Source organism: Anaerobiospirillum sp. NML120449 (assembly GCF_023051105.1).
Lineage (GTDB): Bacteria > Pseudomonadota > Gammaproteobacteria > Enterobacterales > Succinivibrionaceae > Anaerobiospirillum.
Window position 1 is genome coordinate 50785 of the sequence record NZ_JALKIL010000009.1, and the last position, 19910, is coordinate 70694.

6 protein-coding genes are annotated in these 19910 nt (G+C 55.3%); 1 reads left to right on the forward strand and 5 read right to left on the reverse strand.

What is annotated here, in order from left to right; all coding sequences use genetic code 11:
- Window positions 1–493: 493 nt before the first annotated feature.
- Window positions 494–1111, forward strand: coding sequence for a hypothetical protein (locus tag MXE41_RS04230; protein WP_246978765.1), 618 nt, complete (start codon window positions 494–496; stop codon window positions 1109–1111).
- Window positions 1112–1438: 327 nt separating this feature from the next.
- On the opposite strand, the gene MXE41_RS04235 is transcribed toward MXE41_RS04230, so the two are convergent.
- From MXE41_RS04235 to MXE41_RS04255, 5 genes are all read right to left on the reverse strand, one after another.
- Window positions 1439–7273, reverse strand: a complete 5835-nt coding sequence (locus tag MXE41_RS04235; RefSeq protein ID WP_247099483.1) for a DEAD/DEAH box helicase — start codon at window positions 7271–7273, stop codon at window positions 1439–1441.
- A 134-nt stretch (window positions 7274–7407) separates the two neighbouring features.
- Complete coding sequence (locus MXE41_RS04240) at window positions 7408–8817, reverse strand: hypothetical protein (protein WP_247099484.1); 1410 nt, start codon at window positions 8815–8817, stop codon at window positions 7408–7410.
- 117 nt (window positions 8818–8934) lie between these two features.
- Window positions 8935–13578: a hypothetical protein gene (locus MXE41_RS04245; protein WP_247099485.1), complete on the reverse strand. Its 4644-nt coding sequence runs from the start codon at window positions 13576–13578 to the stop codon at window positions 8935–8937.
- Window positions 13579–14328: 750 nt separating this feature from the next.
- Complete coding sequence (locus MXE41_RS04250; protein ID WP_247099486.1) at window positions 14329–18495, reverse strand: hypothetical protein; 4167 nt, start codon at window positions 18493–18495, stop codon at window positions 14329–14331.
- A 1018-nt stretch (window positions 18496–19513) separates the two neighbouring features.
- Complete coding sequence (locus MXE41_RS04255) at window positions 19514–19702, reverse strand: hypothetical protein (protein WP_247099487.1); 189 nt, start codon at window positions 19700–19702, stop codon at window positions 19514–19516.
- Between the last annotated feature and the right edge of the window lie 208 nt (window positions 19703–19910).

The window sequence follows — 19910 nt, forward strand, 5'->3', positions numbered from 1 at the left end:
TTTATGCCCCGCCATGGCGCACGGCGGCGCGTGAATCAGGGGCAGATATCAGGCTTTTTCTGATCACGGCCCCGCATTTGGCACAAATACTTAGCGCCCTTGCATAAAGGGCGTTACAATACAGTGCACATTTTGCTGCACTCCGAGGTCTACGCCCCCGGTACCGGTACCGCCCGGTCAGCAGTGCACTTATGTTATTCGGTTTTTGGAAGCTGACAGGCACCGGCCTTTTGCCAGTAACAATCAGACAGCATTGTCAGACTCTTCTTTTCAGTTTTCCTGCCAGCAAGGGCCCTGTTAACTGCAGGGAACCGTGGCAGAGCTGTATCACTGCGGTTCAACCCTGCCTGACGCTGACGCTCTGCGAGTAGTCAGCTGCAGACAAGTACCTGCTAAGACAAGTACATGCCCTGATCAGGGCACGTGCAGCATTCATGCGATCTCAGGTCAGGGAATACAACTTTTCATAGGGAATTACAGGATGGCTTTAATAATGGCTAAACTTTCACGCAGATTATCCAGATTTGCCTCTGTCGTGGCGTTAAGTGCCGCTGCCCTCGGTGCAGGTGCTCCTGCCATGGCAGATATCAACATCGGCAAGTCCATTGACGAGGCACATTACAAGTACATGATGAATATCGTGCCTGTATACTTCCCTGCTGTGCCTTTTGGCTGGTCTGTCGGCATCCAGGACAATGTTGTCACTTACGTCAATCAGAGTGGCAAGGGTCCGATGAAGAACACCGCTATCAAGATGCGCTATACCCGCAAGACCGCCAGTATGGATGCAGCAAAATATATGGACTATTACGTCCATAATCACTCCTGCGCTGACAAGGAAATGCAGGGCAAAGGCTTCTATACCACCTCCTGTATCAATACCAACACCTTTACCATAATAATTGGTGAGGTCAACAACATGTACGTCATCGAGCTTACCGGTGAGTACAATTCAGCCGCCCGTGCCATTATCGAAAACTATGTAGGCAGCATCGTCCGTGGCAAGCGCGTCTTTGCTGACCGTGGCATTGGTGAGCTGCAGGTATTTGGCGACAATGCTACCCCGGTACAGATTCCAAAGGATGAAGAGAAGAAGGCTGGCGGCCACTAACAGCACCTGAGCCCGCTCCTGCAGGCTGTCTGCCTGGCAGGCTCAGCCGCCCGCTCCTGGGCACTGCATCTGCCTGCAGCTGCAGGCAGCCTGAAAAAGAACCCGGCTGTACCCTTTAGAGGGTGCAGCCGGGTTCTGTGCTTTAAGGCCTATGCCGCATGACCGGGCCGGAGATGGCCCGGTCGGTCGCCGGCACCGCGCGCCATTATGACCGGGCCGGAGATGGCCCGGCCGGTCGCCGGCACCGCGCGCCATTATGACCGGGCCGGAGATGGCCCGGCCGGTCGCCTGCACCGCGCGCCATTACTGCTCGGCGCGCTGTGCGCGTCAGCGGGCATCGGTGATGTGGATAAGCTTTCTGAAAGCGTCTGGCAGAGAGTACTGCAGATCCTGAGCTGAGATCATGATGTCGGCCTGGTCGAGATTATTAATGGCCCATTCAGAGCGGTACATGGCCGGATAGACCATGATGGACCTTTTGTTGCAGTCCACACCAGTGACCGTCAGGGCTTGAGGTATGAGCATGGCTCCGGCATCGTTGATTATGCCGGTAAGCGGAGTTAGCAGACGGCTTTGCTCCTTAGTGCTCAGAGGCTGCGGCAGTCTGTTGTACACACAGTAGTCAATGAGGTCCAGTGCGGCACGGCGGTCAAGCAGTGAGTGCACAAAGCGGTTGTAATAGTGCTTGATGCAGTCATAGCAGGCACTCTGGCACTGGCAGCCTGAGAGCAGATCGCGGACAAAGGAGATCATGGACATGATCCTGTCCTGCAGGCTTACGGCATAGCCGGCGCCTGATGACAGGCTGTCATAGAGGAATATGTCCAGAATCTCGGTACGGCTGTTGAGATCGCGGCGGCGGCGGATGCCCGTAACCAGCTCGGTAAATTCGATATCAAGCTCATGACAGGCTGCCAGACGCAGGGCCTCGGCCATGGTCTGACCTGCCCTTTTGAGCCAGTGCTCAGTGTCCACAATATCAGGATCAAAGCTCAGCTCCAGCACCAGCATGTCGGTGATGAAATCAAAGCCCAGGTCCACATCGGCAAATTCATGGCGGCAGAAGGCCGGACGGCCGTTGCTGCCGGTTACCGGACTGTTGATACGCTTCTTTTCAGTCTTTTCGGCTCCGGGCATGGCTACACCGCAGTTTCTGCATACCTTGAAGCCCCGGCCGTCAGGACCACGGTTGACCATGATGATGCGCTGATTGTCACGTACGGCCATTTTGATATGGCGGCACTCATCAAGCTTCTTCATGTCATCAGCCTCAGGCTGAGTTGAGTACTGAGGCTCGGAGGCGGCCGAGTACTGCTCATGATCGCGCATGGTGGTAACCGGACCACCGGTGCGCGGGGCAAAGCCCCATGGACGCAGCATCGGACGGGAGCTGCGCTTGAGCTCAAGGCTGCCGCAGAAAGGGCACCTGTCCTGACTGTCATCGGCAAGACCAAACCAGCGGCACTGCCCGCAGGTATGAATCTCCTTGAGATAAAAGCCGTCTGAAAAGTAGGAGCTGGCCGGAGCAAGGTTGCTTTTGCGCGTCGGGCGGTAAATAGCGCCCAGCGGCCAGGTCTCCTTGTCCACGACAATGGATCGGCCCGGAGCATACTCACTGATGGCTACATCAAGACCACGGCTGACCTCATGCAGTACACGCCCTGATCGGGTGCCTATCCATGTGCTCACTACATCTCTTGGGAAAGAGTAGGTAGGAATAAGACTCTCATCGTACAGAACGTCCAGCAGCGAGCGGCAGGAGCTGCGGCCTCCGGCTTCAGGGTTGTAGTACAGATCCGGATGAGCTTTCATCTTCCTGCCAAGTTCAGTCAGCTTCTGCTCCATGCGCATTATGCATGAGTCCAGCAGTCCCTTATTGTCCTCAGGGAGCAGCACCTCATCTGCCTGCCAGCTGCGGGCAAAGGCCATGAAATCAAGGCGCAGGCGCTCAACAAACTCCGTGGCAATCACAGTGTCGAGACTGAGATCAATGCGCCTTTGCGGATCAAGCCGTTCACGATCGCTGTAATGAACATGCAGCTCCTTTTTGTCTGCGTTGCTCATGGTACTGCTGATTTGAGCCAGAAAGTCGCGGAAGATTACCAGGCTCAGATGACGCTCGATAATGCGGCTGCTTGAGATGTCGATAAAAGGACGGCGCGGGATGCCGCGTACCATGTCAGCCGGATGATTGAAGTACAGAGAGTCATGAGGACCGTCCTCACAGAAGGTCACAATGGTGGACAGTGAGGAGCCGCGACGGCCGGCACGACCGGCGCGCTGCTGGTAGTTTTCACGCATCGGCGGCATGTTGCGCAGACCTACGGCTACCAGAGAGCCGATATCGATACCTACTTCCATGGTGGTGGTGGATGAGAGTATGTCCACAGGCAGTTCATCTTTGGATAAGAAGTCCTGGAAGCGCATTTCATACATTTCGGTACGGGACCACATGTCATCGCGCTGATCCTTGTGCGAAAGCTGTGCGGTATGCTCCTGGGTGTCGATAACATGAATACGCCGGCCGCTGATGGCCTCAAGCGAAGGACGGCGCCAGAAGCTCAGACTTTCAAGGTCCAGATCAGTCATGGCACGCACTCTGTCCCTGCCACAGTTAGGACAGCAGTTACGGAGTTTAAAAGGCAGCACATCAGAGCAGCTGTTGCATACATACCACTGATGCTCGCCGCTGCGGGCGCGGATCATGCGCGGATTGATATACAGACGCCCGGTAGACTCACTGCCTGATTCAAGAAAGTAGTTTTTAAGACCGGCAGCCAGGGAACCGGCCAGATTGCCAAGGGGATCGATTTCAATACGGCTTAGCAGGCGTTCGGAGATGATTTTCTCTTCGGGAATGCCGAATTTTACATAGTCAGGCGAGGCTCTGGCTCTGGTTTCATCACTGATCTCAGCGCTCAGGGCGTAATAGTCAGTAAGGCTTTCAATGGCCCATGCGCTGAAGAACTCATGGAGCCACTGCTGCACGTCTTCTTCAGTAAGTTGGTCATCCCCAGTTTTGCCTGTCTGCTTCTCAATCAGGGTGGCAAGTTCCTCAACGGACTGTTCATCAAGGTCATCAATAAGCCTGTAAAGGGCCTGAGGATCAGGCTCAAGCCAGCACATGGCAGTATCAATGAGATTGTTAAATGGTGCGCAGAAGAACTTGAGCAGCTGCTCATTGAAGCTGTTCGGAGCATTGTGCATCTGCACATTGTTGACATAGCGGGCATCAACAGAGCTTATGAGATCGTAGTCGATCACATCATTGGCGCTGTCATCACCGGCACCGGACGCACAGCTGCTGCCGTCGCTGCCGCCGGCAGCGGCCTGGCGGCTGCGGCGCAGCAGGGAACCAAGGCCGCTGTTGCCGCTGCGGCTGCTTTTCTTATAGGCCAGGGCCGAAGACATCATCAGCTTGCCTGCATTGAAAAGAATGGTGCGATTTTCCGAGCTGTCATCATGGAAAATAGCCGCATTGTTAAGCCAGGCAATGGCGGCAAAATAAGGAAAAACGTTGTACAGCGACAGTACGCTCTGACCATCAGCGCCGGAGCCTGTGCCGTCGGCGGCGCCGGACTGTACTTTGCGGCGCTCAATCTGCTCCATGAGGTCGAGGGCCACGCACATAATCTGGCGGCAGGCGGTATCGTCCGAGGTAACAGACATGTCACGGGCCAGACGGGCTGCGCGCTGGCGGCTGTCAGAGAAAAGCAGGACCTTGCGGCCCTCATTTGGCATTGGGATCTGGCCATAGGCGCGCTCCTGGGCCAGAGTCAGACGGCGCTGCTGCTCACTTACAGTCTTGCCCGGGACTGGCGGCTGTGAGAGGAACTGGGCCTTGATGAGATTAAAGAAGGAATTGTTACCTCTGGTGCTGAAGCTCATCAGACCGTCATTGCCGATACGGTGCTGACAGTGCGGGCAGGTGGAGAAGTGTACCGGCTGGCAGGCGACCACTTTGGAGCTGGTGCGTGAGATGCTGTTGACCGCATTTTTGTTGAAAAACAGGCGCACCATGCCTGCACCGGTGCAGCTGTCATCAAAGTACAGCCATCCGCTGGAACTGTCCAGCCAGACCTGCTGGTTGTTATCTGGAACTTCATCAGGCTGAGCCAGATAAAGGCAGATTTCAGATAACCTGTCTGGATTGATATTGCCAGGATGCTTCCACAGATAGGTGCTGCCACTGCCGCACATGCCTTTTTCAAGCTCACTGGTGTAGACATAGCCACGGAAAAAGAGGGCACCGCAGCGGCGGTCACGCATCAGCTCATGGACCGAGGAGCCGCAGTCAGGGCAGTGGCTCTGGCGGTCATTGATAAAGAGGCGTCCAAAAGGCAGTCTCTCACTTGCAGGCTCAGTCGCAGACGCATGCGCAGGCTCAGTCACGCCCTTGCCAGGCGCGCGTGCCAGACCTCTGAGGCCGCGCAGGCCCCTGGCCGCGCGGCCCGGGCCTCCGGCCGCACCACTGCCGGCGCTGCTGCCGTCCCCGGCAGCGGCTCTGGATGTGGCAGCGGTTTCATGGCGGCCCGGGCACTGGCTGTTGGTGCAGCACCACACGCCCTGAATGCCACGGAAGAACATGTGCATGCGCGCAGGCAACAGCACTGAGCCCTGTCGGCTGCGGGCCAGCGGGGCTATGGCCAGCAGGACGCTGATTCTGTGCAGTGCTGCCTCCTGGTCGTGCTCATAAAGTTCAGGATAGAGCCTTTGGGCCAGCTCCTTGAGCGAAGTGGCATTGCCACGGCACTGGCGGGCCAGGGCATTGAACTGGTCATACTCAAACAGATGCTCATACATCCAGTTTTCAGCCTGCTCCATTTTATCCCATGGCCATGGTTCGTCGCCCATGACAGGCTGACCCTCCCAGAAGGTATTGAGGGCCTGCAGCTGCTGTTGACGGCTGCCTTCAAAGTCAGCCGGATGTGTACTGGCTACAGCGTCGTCATCAAGATCAAGCAGATTGTCCTGACTGAGCTGCTGACGCTCACCACGCAGCAGCACAAAATCATGGCCTTCAGGCGCACCGGTGAGATTGCGGGCAAATTTCTGGACTATGAGGTCATCTTCCTCTCCCTCGGGCATGGAGGCCGTGGTCAGGATGAACTGAATGCGGGAGCGATCAATCTTGAGGCTGTTCATGACACGGCGCAGCAGCATGGCCACCTCACCGCCTGAAGAGCCCTTGTACATATGGGCTTCGTCAAGCACAAAGAGCAGTTTCTGATCCGGGTTGAGGCTGAGCCAGTTTGCTGTGGACGACCAGATAGGAGCTTCGGCCGGACGGAGCATCATGTATTCGATCATCGAGTAGTTGGTGATGAGAATGTCCGGGGCGGTCCTGTGCATCTCAAAGCGCGTTACCAGCTCGGCATCATCGATACCGGCTTCATGTATGCCGTCGAGCAGCTGGGTAATCAAACGGTTGAGATCGACCCTGGCCGGCAGGCGGCCCTCCTGCTCAAGGCGCTTCACCCACTCAATATCATCATTTCCAGTGATGTCCATATAGGTCATGGCAAGTCTTTTGTCCTCAGTTTTTGAGGGGCGTCCGGGATAGGGAGTACGTCCGGTATACATGCCAAACTGAGGGCGGCGTATATAAGAGCCAAGGCTTTTGAATATGGACGGGAAATCGCCTTTGCAGCCCATAAGCCTGCGCATACGGCTGAGCTGATCGGAAACCAGGGCGTTCATTGGGTAGAGCACAATACAGCGCACGGCACGCTGCTGCCAGCTTTCGGGGCTGTCGTGAGCCTCCATGGCCATGCGGGCCAGCAGCGGCCACAGAAAGCACTCGGTCTTACCCGAGCCCGTACCGGTGGAAACAAAGAGATCGTGGCCCTGGTAGAAGTGCTCGAGCGACTGTACCTGATGGACATAGGGCTCGGAAAAGACGCCAAGGCCGGCCTTGCACATGCGCTCAAAGAACTCCTTGAGCCATGGGGCGAGTACCTGTGATGCCTCAATGCCGCCAGGGGCGGTGCAGTAGGCCGGGGATGACTCAATATAAGGCACACGGTAGATCATGCCCTCGCGGACCATGAGCTCACGTACGGCCTCATAGAGGGCCGGATTGCGGCCAAAATACTGGGACTGAATGTAGTTGGAAAGCTCATTGACCAGAGCCTGGTGAGTTGCATGGGCGCCTTGAGTCATATCATCCCGCTAATTTCAAAATCAAAAAACAGTTTTCCGCCTGGGCCGTTACGGCCTCAGGCCCTGACTGTACGGCCAGTCCGGCGGCCCGGACCGCCGCACGGCGACGCGTGCGCCGCTGCGGCGCATGCCTGTCAGGCCGTGCTTTGTGTCAGCTCGAAGCGGTAGCCGGCATAAGTCATCACATGGTAGAAAAAAATCATGGCCGCATGGGTCATAAAGCCACGCACCGGCCGCAGATTGCCATCGGTATAGTGGTCACTGAGGCTGTATTTCTGGTAACTCCATGCCAGCAAATAGAACAGACAGCGATCGCCGGCCGGCAGAGGCATGTTGCTGTGCAGCTCACAGCCTGATTCGTGAACGGTGACCTTGAAAGCCGGGCGCAGGCCCTGCTCATTCATCAGAGCATTGACCGGCAGCAATATGTCCTGATAATCGGGCAGATTGTGCATCTGCAGCATGAACTCAGGCACAGGCACAAATAAGTTCTGTCCATTCTCAGCAAAGCACAGGCAGTACTTACGGAACTCTTCTATGTCTTTGTCCTTTTTGAGATATGCAGCAGCAGGGGCTTTGCGGGTACAGCCATCAAGTGAGCGCATCTGGCCCCAGCCCATGTTTTTGCCCGTATGCAAAAAGACAAAGTTCTCCAGGTTTTCAATGGGACTGGCATCGGCACTGTCCAGGATCTCATGGAGCTGCTCAGCCACCTCAGGCAGAGGCGGCGCCAGACAGAACATGCGCCGCACCTGCTCCGCCCCGCCTTCCGTGCTGCTGCCTGCAGCGGCGGCAGCGGCGCAGCCGCCACCGCCTCCGGCGTCAGCGCCTCCGGCGGCTGCGGCGTCACCGCCGCCCTGACGGATAAGCAGCTTCCTGACATGTTCATCATCGGCTGTTCTTGCGGTATCGTCGGACATGGTCAGGGGCGCAAGACCGCTGAAGTACATCTTGTAAGGCCTGATGCCACCTCTGATGATGGTGATGCCGGCGACGGCAGCCGAGCTAAATGGAGGGCTGATGCGCCTGTGACCTGAAGAGAGGTGATAGCCGCAGGCTCCATAGACGCGGTCGATAAAGTCCGCAATATGATCCTTAAGATCCTGATTGAACATGTACTCCCGGCGCTCATCATCACTGTCCTGGCCGTCAGTGGACTCCCCTGAGATGCTGCAGCAGTGCAGTATGTTGCTGACAGTATCTCTGATGACAGACTTGAAGTGACGGGCTGATGTGCCCGGCAGCTGCGGGTCGTCCTCGCCCGCGTCCACGCCTGCGTCCCCGGCGTAGCCGCTGCCGCCGACCTGGCCGCCGGCGCGGTCGTCACCATCGCCGGCCCGGCCGGACCTGAACTCATCAGGGCACTGTGAATCAACCTGAACTTCATAATCAAAGAGCGCATACTGGGCACGGAAAGCCGCAGCCGTCATGCACAGGCGCCACAGCCACTGTTCGTCGTTGTTGTTCAGGTCAATGCAGGCATCAAGGCCCGTGTCCTTGAGTATCCTGTTTTTAAGTTTGCTCTCGAGAATGCAGGTGCTCATACTCATACTTTGGTCTTTTAAGGCTGCAGAGCCCGGCAGCCAGGTGATTTTCCAAGGGGCCGTCCCATCGGATGTCCGGCCGCGCCGCTCAGCCCGGCCGCAGCCACAGCTGCTACATCAGGATCCTCTTCTTGAGTTTACCCGGTTGAGCAGGCGGCTCATGGGGCTGTTCATATGATCATGTCCAGATTGCTCATTTACCGTTTTTGACTGTCCCGGTTTGAAAGCTTTCAGTCTTTCACTGGCTGACTGTTGTTCATTGCTTTTGACCGATGATGTAGCTGCAGCCGGTGCAGACGCCTGGTCCGGTGTGTCTTCCGATGTGCCTGCAGTGTAAATCCCCCGAACACAGTCATCGGGCAGCAGGCCACTGGCCTTAAGCACAGGCTCTATCATCTCCTTTACTGCAGGAAACAGAAAGCCCGAGCTGTAAGCCTGTTCCAGAAGATCAAGATTGTCAGTGCACCTGGCCAGAGGGGCCAGAGCTCCGGCGGTCATGATGTTAAAGCCAGCCTGATCACTGCTTATATTGTCCGGAAGCAGTTTGCGGTAAAGCACTGTGGCTATGCCAAGAAGCTGCTCAAGATTGCGCAGCGTACTTGAAGACAGCCCCATCATTGAGAAGTCAGCCGGCAGGGTGAATGGCTGATCCGGGATCACGAAATTTCCAAGCGGGCATGATGGTGCCCTGAGCATGGTACTGTCACGGATAAACACACGGTCCACATACATGTCGGTAAGCACCGGCAGTACGAAGTTGAACAGCCCCTTTGGCTGCAGGGCAATGTCATCCCAGAAAGGATAGTCAATGAACACGGTGCGTCCGGATTCAGCTGCGGAGATCAGCATCGAGTCGTTATAGCCCGGTGAAAAGACATTATCCACACGGACCGCTTGCGAACACTCATTGAGAGCTGCCTTGAACTCCGCTCCGTCCCATTGATGTCCAAGGGTAATGGTAGACAGGCCGTCAAAGCCGCTTGCCGAGCAGAAAGCGCTGATGATGCGGCCGCTGCCTGGACCTGCCAGCATCACCGGCATGCCCATGATGGCTGCGGCACTGAGAACAGAGCTGAGTATGCGTGATTTGGCAAGGTCGACAAAGCCATGCTTCTGCAAGGCCACACTGGCCGGCATGGCGATATTGGATGCGCTCTTGCCTGAACCGGCCGCAGAGGCGGCCCATGACTCATGACAAATGCTCAGCGAATCAAAGCTCTTTTTCCTGGATCTGTCGTCACCAGCTGCAACAGGCGCAGCAACTGCTGCAGGCGCCGCAACGGCGGCACCAGCCACAGGCACTGCAGGAACGACAGGCGCAGCAACTGCTGCAGGCGCAGCAACGCTCTCAGCTGCAACAGCAGCTTCCGGAGCGGCTGGTACCGCTGCCGACGGGGCTGTGCTCTGGTCAGGTGAAATGCCTGAAGAGGCGGCAACAATCGAGGTCGCAGACTGGTCCTGGTCATGGACGGCACTTTCGCCTCCGGCGGACTGGGCCTGTCTGTCTGTATCCTGGTCCTGACTGTTCTGCAGGTTTTTCCTGAGAATGTGGAGCTGTTCACGCCAGCTGGCCGGATCTGCGGCTTTATCATTGTCGGGCCCTGGGCTCTCCTTCAGGGAGGATGGTTGCTGATCTTGCTGGTCAGGCTGCTCTGACTGTGTCGGCAGGGCCAGATTGAGGTGCGGCCACAGCGGTCTGAGGGCTTCGTTTTCTGCCACTTCACTGAAAGTGTCGAGCAGCGAGAAAGAGTCAGGTCTGGTGATGGCAAAGGCCATTCTTACCAGACTCTGGCTGAGCGCACTGCACTGGGTGCGCAGCCTGCCGGACTGATGCTCTTGGCTTTCATCAAGGTCATCAAGCTCGCCGTACATGCCGTCAGCCAGCTGTTTCATCATCTCAGGCGGCAGCCTGGTCATGGAGTTGAACAGGGCCAGTACCTGATTGATGGTCAGACCGTCAGGACTCATGGCCGAAACGCACAGCTCTTCAACAGCTATGCTGAATTGCTTTGCCCTGTCATTGCTAAGACCAAGTTTCTCTACAGCTGTGGAGCTCCATCTGCGGCGCATGTCATCATTGAGGCAGACGGCTTTAATGAAGCTGCGCAGTGAGGCGCAGTCAAAGTTCTGGGCATCGGACATTTCCCGGCCCAGTGAGTGCAGCTGCTCCACCAGATTAATGCTCCACATGCGGGAGCACTTAAGCTCGGTGCACAGCTTTTCGATAATTTTCTGGCCATTGGTGCTGGCTGCTGCAGGAATGGAGCTGACCGGTTCGGCTGCAGTCTGCGGTTTTGATGGCTGGGCGCTCCTTGTTGCTACGCTGCCGCCTGCAGATGCAGCCCTGGCTGCATTGCCGGCCGCAGCCTGAGCAGCAGGCGCAGCCGTGCTTCCCGCTGCGGTAAGACCGCCCAGGGTGACCAGATTGGTGATGATCTCAGGGTTGAACTTGTCAGGCACAGTAAGCTGCTGGAGCATGCTGGTAAGCACGTCAAAAACAGCAGATGAGCGCTCTTCATTAATATGCAGTCGTGAGGTGATATTCCTTATGATATTGCGTTTGAAGCGGGCCGGCAGGCGCTTCATGAGCCTGCCCAGCAGGCTGTTGAGGGTGCGGCTGCATGCAATGAACTGCTCATCTGAGATGGGGGTGTTGGAGTCGAGCAGCTCAAGGGCAGTGAGGAGCTCGTTTTCAGCTTCATCCTCTGCCTCATCATCTTTGTCATCCGCGAGCTTTTGCTCTTCCCTGCCTTGCTGTGTACCGGCATTGAGCATCTGAGCCAGAGCGCTCAGGGAGCCGCGCTCAAAGTCCTGGAAGTTTTTGAGATCGTTTACCAGGGTGGTAATGGCGCTGATGATGTCACGTGCATTGGCACTCTCACAGTTGAGCTCACCTGCCATGCCCTCAAGCACATCATCATCCAGAACCAGCTCCAGATCATGAGCTTCCAGATAAGTCGCAGTCGCAGTCGCAGTCGCGCGGCTGTCAGCGCTGAGGTTGCTGTCAGCGCGGCCGTCATTCAGGCTGTCTGCAGCTGAGTCCGCCTTCTTATCAGCTGATGCAGTCGTGGCTGCAGATGTTGCCTTGCTTGCAGCTGCAGCTGCAGCGGCAGCTGTTGCACTTGATGTTGCGGCTTTGTCCTTGCCAGAGGCGGCTTTATCGGCCTTTACCGAGGCATTGGCAGCCGCTGCAGCGGCTGCAGCTTTGCTGCTTCCAGCATCGGCCTGTGCCTTTGCCGACTTATTGGTCTTGCTTGCATGAGTGCCCTTACCAGTTGGAGCTGTGCTCTGAGCCTGGGCCGCTGTGAGGTCAGGCCTGGAATCAGCAGCGGCACCGGTCCTGGCAGCGGCCGTTTTTCCGGCGGCTGCAGCAGCGACAGCAGCTGAAGATGCTGCCATTTCCTGAGCTTTGGCTCCTTTGGCGGAGCTGGCCTGTGCAGTCGTCTTTACATCTGCAGCGGCTTTGGTCTTGCTCTGCGCAGTGGCAGTGGTATTGGTCTTGTCCTGGTCAGCTTTCAGGGACTTGCTGCCGGTGGCGGTGCTGCCGGTGGCAGTGCTGTCGGTGTCAGCTGCAGCATGTGCCGGAAGTTCAAGCACTGTCAGGCGGCAGAATCGGCTTTCCGTGGTCAGATCAACGGACACGGCTATGTAGCGGCTGAGCTCGCCCATGAGATCGCTGTTGTTAAAGGCACGCTCTGATGGCAGTACCATGCCGACCCGGCAGCCGCCAAACTGACTGGTTAATGTCTGGGACAGCAGAGAGTATCTGTTGTTGAGCACGCGGCAGCTGACGTCGGATGTCTTATCGGAGACAGTGCTTACCACTATGGTCCGGTTCTGGTTTTCCAGGGAAGGAAAGCTCAGGCGTGACAGTGGAGCCTGCTCTATGGAGATGAGGTCCTTGAGCCTGTGATCGGCAAAGAAGCTGTTAAGCTCGGCTACAGTTGATTTGCTTTCTGCGTAGCCCCTGATTACGAGCTTTCTGGTTTTGGCAATATTGATCCTTTCAGTTGCAAGCTTCTTTGCACTTGTCTGAATGCGGGTATAGTCATTCATGTTGAAGCCCGCAAGGTGCTCAAAGCCAAAGGACTTCCGGCTCAGGCCCACAGGGAATCTGGTAGCCAGAGTGGCCGCAGCCAGCAGCATTATCGGGGTTGAGCAGGAGGGATCGATGAAATTTGTGCTGTCAGTGCAGCCTGAGAGGGTGACTATGCCAGCTGCCGTGCTTTCGCGCATATCAAAGGCGGCCGTGTCCCTTCGGGCCCTGTATGTCCAGGCCGGATCGCCTGATACCCTGATCGCCACTCTCAGGGTGTTATCCTGGAAAATGGCTCTGATGTGGAGGTCTGCATCGTTCTGTTTGACTTTCAGGCCAGTCATGCCCTGACCGTCAAAATAGGACACTATGGCTTTGGCAAAGGCAGAGGCGGTTTTGGTGCGCCATTTCTCAGTGCTGTCATCACTTACTACACCGACACTGATGGATTTTGTATTGACAAAGCAGGTGCGCAGGCGCAAAGACTTGACTGCCGTTTCCAGAGAGTCGCGATTGTCCAGATTGATCCTTTTGAGATACATGTAGATCTCATCGGCATAGACACTGAACATGCACAGCTTTATGGCCATGGTCGTGTCACAGCTGAACTCAACACCTGAGGTTACTGTTTTGCATTTTTTGCCAACATAACTTTCAAGCTCCTTACAGAGCAGGTTGGTAAAGGCAGCATTACAGGTTGCAAGGAAAGTATGGTTTTTGGTCATTGTTATGCTGTTTCACAGTGTCAGGTACTGGACATGCCATATGTTAAGCCGCAGCGTCAGCAGCTCAGGCCTGCTGCGCTGCATAGTGCCCGCAGACTGCGTCATCGGAGGGGCCCATGGCAGCGGCAGGCCGTTTATCTGGTCTATATGAGCAACAGGCCTGAGGCCGGCAGCGGCAGTACTGCCGTACGTCCTTATGTATGTCCAGCCGAAAATGGCATATAAATCGGTTTTGATTACACATATCAATAAGATGATATGTTGTCATCAATCATTATGGCAAGCTTTGATTTTCATGTACAGCACTATGCATCCGTAGCATGACATCAGCCCGGCTCATGCTGAGCTCATAGCTATGAACATAGCTGCCGCGTCCAGCGCAATGGCTGTACATCCAATGTGGGCCATGCAGCAGCTGCAGCCTCATCTTACAGACGGGCTGGCAGCCATGCGTTCGGCACAGTGGTGTCTCATCGGGAAATGCGGCCTTGCCATCAATGCGCAGCAGCACCTGCAGCCCATCTCAAAGGCAGGCCATGGCCCAGGCAGCACCGGCCGCCGGGACGCAGGCTGCCCGAATGCAGTCTGCCTGGACGCAGTCTGCCGGGCAGGACAGGACGGGGCCTGACTGCAGATGGGGGATTGGCTGTATGAGGTCAATTTGGGAGACATCCCGCAGCGCATGCCCGACTGTGGCTTTCAGCGGAGTGAAAGCCACAGCGCGGCAGGGCAGGAGCTGGGAGATTTGAGCTAAAGCAGCGGGCTGAGCATGTCTCTGACCTCAGGGAAGAGATCCTGGGCGTTCAGAGCCGGCTGCAGCAGGTCGGACCTGCCCGTGCACAGAGCCAGAGGGGCCAGGGCACCGGCTGTGATGAGGTTAAAGCAGGCCTGATCACTGCTGATGCTGTCAGGCAGCAGCTGACGATAAAGCTCGGCGGCAATGCCCATAAGGTAGGAAAGATTGCTGACAGTGCTGCCTGCAAGACCCAGCTGACCAAGGCTGTCAGGCATTTTCACAGCCCGGGCTCTGATGTCGGCAGTGCTCAGAGGGCAAAGCGGTGAACGTGGCAGCTGTGCGGCGCGGATAAAAGGCCTTGCGACATACATCTCTGTCATCACCGGCAATGCGAAGTTGAGTATTCCCTTTGAGTTCATGGCAATATCATCGCGAACCGGGTGGTCAAGGAACACGATGCGGCCTGATTCTGCAGCCGAGGTCAGCATTGAGTTGCTGTAGCCCGAAGAGAAGATATTCTCTATTCTTACCACCTCAGAGCACTGTCTGAGGGCGGCTTTGAACTCAGTGCCGTTCCAGCTCTGTCCCAGAGTAATGGTAGACAGGCGGCCGTAACCGCTGGCAGCGCCGAAGGTGCTGATGATGCGGCCTGTTGCCGGTCCGGCCAGCAGTACCGGCATGCCCATTAATGCAGCGGCATTGAGCAGAGAGCTGAGTATGTGTGACTGAGCTTCCTCTACAAAGCCATAGTTCTGAAGGGCTGTGCTGACAGGCTCGGCCAGTTTCTGTGAGCCTGAACTGCTCTGAGTACCGTCCTGATACTGACTGTTGTCACCTTCGGCCCACAGCTCATGCTCAAGGCTCAAAGAAGCAAAGCTCTGCTGTGCTCCGGCATCACCAAAGCCTGATGAAGCCATGTATGGCGCAGCCATTACAGTGCTGTCAAAGCCCCTTGCGGTAAACTCTGCAGATGAATGGTCTTCAGGAGCTGCCGCCTCTTCTGGCATGTCAGCCTCCACAGGCACGCAAGACTCATCCGGCATAGCAGTCTCTGCTGCCTGAGCTGCAGAGTTTTCTGGACTGGTGGACGACACAGCAGGCTCCTGTGCAGATGGATGCGGTGCAGTGGCACTGGCTGCATCTGCAGTCGGATGAGGTGCCGGGGCACTGGCTGCATCTGCAGTGGCAGGTGACGCAGGCTCACCAGGAGCTGGCTGTTCATTGCTGTCACAGACACGAGCAGCCTCCTGCCCGGCCGAGCCTCTGACAGGCTCATCCTGAGCTTCACGGCGCATTGGAGCTGCAGCCTGACCATCAGCCTTAAGATCAGGGCAGGCAATGTTCAGGTGAGGCCACAGCGGAGCCAGGGCTTCGTTTTCAGCTACCCGGCTGAAGCTGTCGATGAGTGAGAAAGAGTCAGGTCTGGTAATGGCAAAGGCCATTTTTACCATGCTGTCACATAGAAGATCACACTGCTCACGCAGCACGGCTGACTGCTGCTCATTCATTTCTTCAAGTTCGATGAGCTCGGCATGCATGCCTTGAGCAAGCTGCTTCATCATGTCCTCTGGCAGTCTGGTCAGGGATTTGAAAAGAGCCAGGACATGCGCGATGGCAGGTCCGTTAGGACCATATGCCGATCTGCACAGATCTTCCATGGCTGAGCTGAAGCGCTGGGACTTTTTATTACCAAGGTCAAGCTTACGGGATGCGGTTTCACGCCATTTGTCCAGTCTGTCCTCATTGACAATGATGGAGTCAATAAGGTTTTTAAGCGATGAGCATCCAAATCTGTTTGGATGAATCATATCGCGATACAGGGCGTTCAGATGGTCAAGCAGTCTGACGCTCAGTCCACGGGAGTAGCCAAGCTCACTGCAGATCTTTTCGACAATCTTCTGGCCCGAAGGGGTTTCGGCTGAAGGTATTGAGCGGACAGTTTCGACAGAATGACCCTGGGACTGAGAGTCAGAGCCGACCGGACGGGTATCCGAGCTCTGGTCCCCGGCATTGCCTGCACCTGATGAGCTGTCGTCAGAGCTGACTGCAGCTGCTGCAGGTGCACCACTGCCGCTTGCCCTGTTATTTCTTTCACCAGCGGCTGCAGGAGCAGCAGGCGCAGCAGAGCCGTCCTGTGCGGTGAGTACGCACAGGCTGACCAGATTGTTAATGATTTCCGGATTGAACTTGTCCGGCAGGGTCATCTGCAGCAGGATGCTGGAGAGGATGTTGAAAACAACAGTGGCGCGATCTTCATTAAGATGCAGCCTGGACCTGATGTTCCTTAATATCTTTTTGCGGGAACGTGCAGGCATGCGTTCAAGCAGTCTTTCCAGAAGGCCGTTCAGAGTGCGGCAGCACTCCATGAACTGCTCGTCATTGACTGGTCTGCTCGAGTTGAGCAGCTCCAGAGCACTCAATGGTCTGCTTTCAACTGCAGCCTCTGCAGGTGCGGACACGCCATCAGCATCAACATCAGCATTAACATCAGCGCCGGCCGCATGTCCATGCAACAGTGCGCTTTCGCCTTGAGCATAAGCGTCGGCAGCGCAGTCAGCATCACAGCCAGCTGCAGGTACGGCAGGGGCAGCGGCACTGTCTACACAGGTGCCATGGTCCTGGCCCGGGCCCTGGCCCTGGCCATGCATCTGGTCAGAACTGGACTTGAGCAGCTGAGCCAGAGCGGATGCTGAGCCCTGCTCAAAATCATGGTAGTTTGTCAGATCGCTTGCCAGGGCACTTATGGACTTGATGATGTCCCTTGCATTGCTGCTGTCACAGTTGAGCTCAGTGGCAAATCTCTGAAGAACTTCATCATCAAGAACGAGATCAGGTTCATTGTCTTCATGAGAGGCTGAAACCTCCTCAGAGCCGCTTACATCGACCTTGACTGCACTGTCATTGCAGCAGCTCTCATCTTGAGGGCTGACAATGGCTGCATCATCACTGTCTGTTTGACTTTCAAGGACACTGCCCGGGACAGGTGTATCACCGCCATGCTCTGCTGACTGGTCACCGCAAGCGGCTGCAGCCTCAACGGCCGACTGCTCCATGCTGTTGGCAGTATCAGTCGGGGCATCAGATGTGAGCTCACAGGCACTGTCTTCCGACTTATTAGAGCTGTCAGCAGATACAGAGTCAGCCTCTGACTCGTCCTTGCCAGGAGCCGGTGCAGCAGCGTTATCAACTGCCTGGTCATCAGCTGTGCCCTCACAGGCATTGTCTTCCGACTCATAAGGAGCTTCAGCAGAAACAGAGTCAGCCTCTGACTCGTCCTTGCCAGGAGCCGGTGCTGCAGCGTTATCAACTGCCTGGGAATCAGCCATGTTCTCACAAGCACTGTCTTCCGACTCATTAGAGTCATCAGCAGATACAGACTCAGCCTCTGACTCGTCCTCGCCAGGAGCCGGTGCAGCAGCGTTATCAACTGCCTGGGCATCAGCTGTGCTCTCACGGGCATTATCTTCCGACTCATTAGAGTCATCAGCAGATACAGACTCAGCCTCTGACTCGTCCTTGCCTGAAGCCGGAGCAGCAGCGTAAGCAGCTGCCTGGTCACCCGCTGTGCTCTCATGGGCACTGTCTCCTGCTTCACTGGTATCAGCATGAACCTGGTCCTGGTTCTTCACCTCATCAGGGCTGACAGAGGGGGTAGCATCACTGCCGGTCTGGCCGTCATGGTTATGGGATGCATTTGAGGACTCTGATGGCCTGCCATCACCTGCAGCTGTTAGCACGACGTCTGTATGAGTCAGGCTCTGCAGCGATGCTTTGCGTTCGTATTCTGCAGCTGCACCTTCAGGGATATCAAAGACCATCACATAGAGATACTTGACTTCCTCTTGCGGCCAATGATAGTTATGGGATTGAACAAGGTATCTTTTGAGATCTTCATGCAGTTCGAACCTTTCATCAGACTTATCTTTCAACATCAGCGTCATGCCTGCACGGCAGCCGCTGAAATTCTTGATTAATGTCTGCGATAACTGGCGTAGTTTCCTGTTGAGCTCGTCAATATGACCTAAGAAGTTGAAATAAACAAAAGTCTTAAGACCGTTTTTAAGTGATGGGTTTGTGGCTTTTGAGTCAGGTCCAAGCTGAATGGATACATCATCATCATCTAAAAGAGCAAACTTGATAATTTTTCTTAGCTCACGCACTTCTTTTCTTAGCTTACGCACTTTCTGTTGATTGTCGCTAACCACTATTATTGTCGGCTTTGTATCTAATCCATTTTCTTTGTGCTTTAATAAAACAAGCTTATGTGCACATAAAATGGCTGGGTTTATTAAGCTTGTGCAAGAAAGAACAATGAAATTGGCTGTTCCATCGTAGCCAAACATTGTTAGTTTGGAATGCCCTGCTCTTATCACATGCGTAAATTTTATAATATCTTCAGTAATGGAATTGAATAGCCCGTATAATTTTACTTTGTTATCTTCGATATGGAGCCTGAATACTAGAGAGGCTGTATCTTCATTCTGTGTGAACTTATAACCACGAAATCCATGTTCATCAAAAATGGAGATCAATGCATTGGCTATGGTCTTGGCTGTGCTATCGCACCATGACTGAGAACGTTCTTCACATACTACACGGACGCAGGTTGATCTACACAAATTGTTATATGTGTTAGCTAAATCATCCAAGAAATGACGAAAAAATGTGTCTTGTTTAAACGCATCTTCAATTGTTTCGTAAGATTCGATGCTGATTTCATTAAGAAATAAATATAAATAAGCACAGTAGTTATCACCAAGTTCAATTTTTCCATTTCTAGTTATAGGATGAGTATTTACTGTAATAAACTCAACGCCTGATGGAACAAACCTGAAATTTTCTGCACCATACAATTTAAGCTTTTCGCAAACCTTGTTCACATGTTCAGAATCACAGACTGCAAGAAATAGCTCCATTGGGGGCTCCTTGTTGTGTTGCTATGGGCGATTTACATCAGGCTTTGGATGTCGATGCACGCTGCTGGTCATAACTACGATGCGTGTCAGGCATAAGGCATGACTGGCTTATGCAGTGAGTGGCACGGGATGGTCTTGGCCTGGTTGTAATGACGATGGTAAGGGATGAGGCCAGAGCGCAGCTGAGAGCTCAGGCCGGATGCCGGCATGCGGCCTGGGGGCGGTGCTGTGCTGCAGGCCGGCATGGCCGGACGGGCCGCAGGGCCGGCATGGCCGGCCGGGGTTACGGGCGATGCCTGAGCAGGGTGCTGTTCTTGCCCTCAATGGTCAGAGTAACAGCCTCGCCGCAGATTGAGCATCTGAGCAGTCCGCTGCAGCTGCTGATGCGGCTGTTGTAGCGCTCCATGGCCTGCTGAGCCGTAATTGGCACATAGCCATTTTCGTTGTCCCAGATCTGTACCCTGGTGAGCATGGGTGAAATCCTGTTATGTTGTCTGAAATGCTGCGGCACCCTTAAGGCAGATTGGGTATGCCGTATCACAGCCAGCTGCAGGTACGGCAGGGGCAGCGGCACTGTCTACACAGGTGCCCTGGTCCTGCTCCTGGCTGTCAATGACCGGATCCAGGAGGTCAATGCCATGGTCATGGTTCTGGACATGGCCATGGACATGCTCCTGGTC

Coding starts and splice junctions, on each gene's coding strand:
- MXE41_RS04230 (WP_246978765.1), top strand. CDS start 494: ATGGCTAAACTTTCACGCAGATTATCCAGATTTGCCTCTGTCGTGGCG.
- MXE41_RS04235 (WP_247099483.1), bottom strand. CDS start 7,273: ATGACTCAAGGCGCCCATGCAACTCACCAGGCTCTGGTCAATGAGCTT.
- MXE41_RS04240 (WP_247099484.1), bottom strand. CDS start 8,817: ATGAGCACCTGCATTCTCGAGAGCAAACTTAAAAACAGGATACTCAAG.
- MXE41_RS04245 (WP_247099485.1), bottom strand. CDS start 13,578: ATGACCAAAAACCATACTTTCCTTGCAACCTGTAATGCTGCCTTTACC.
- MXE41_RS04255 (WP_247099487.1), bottom strand. CDS start 19,702: ATGCTCACCAGGGTACAGATCTGGGACAACGAAAATGGCTATGTGCCA.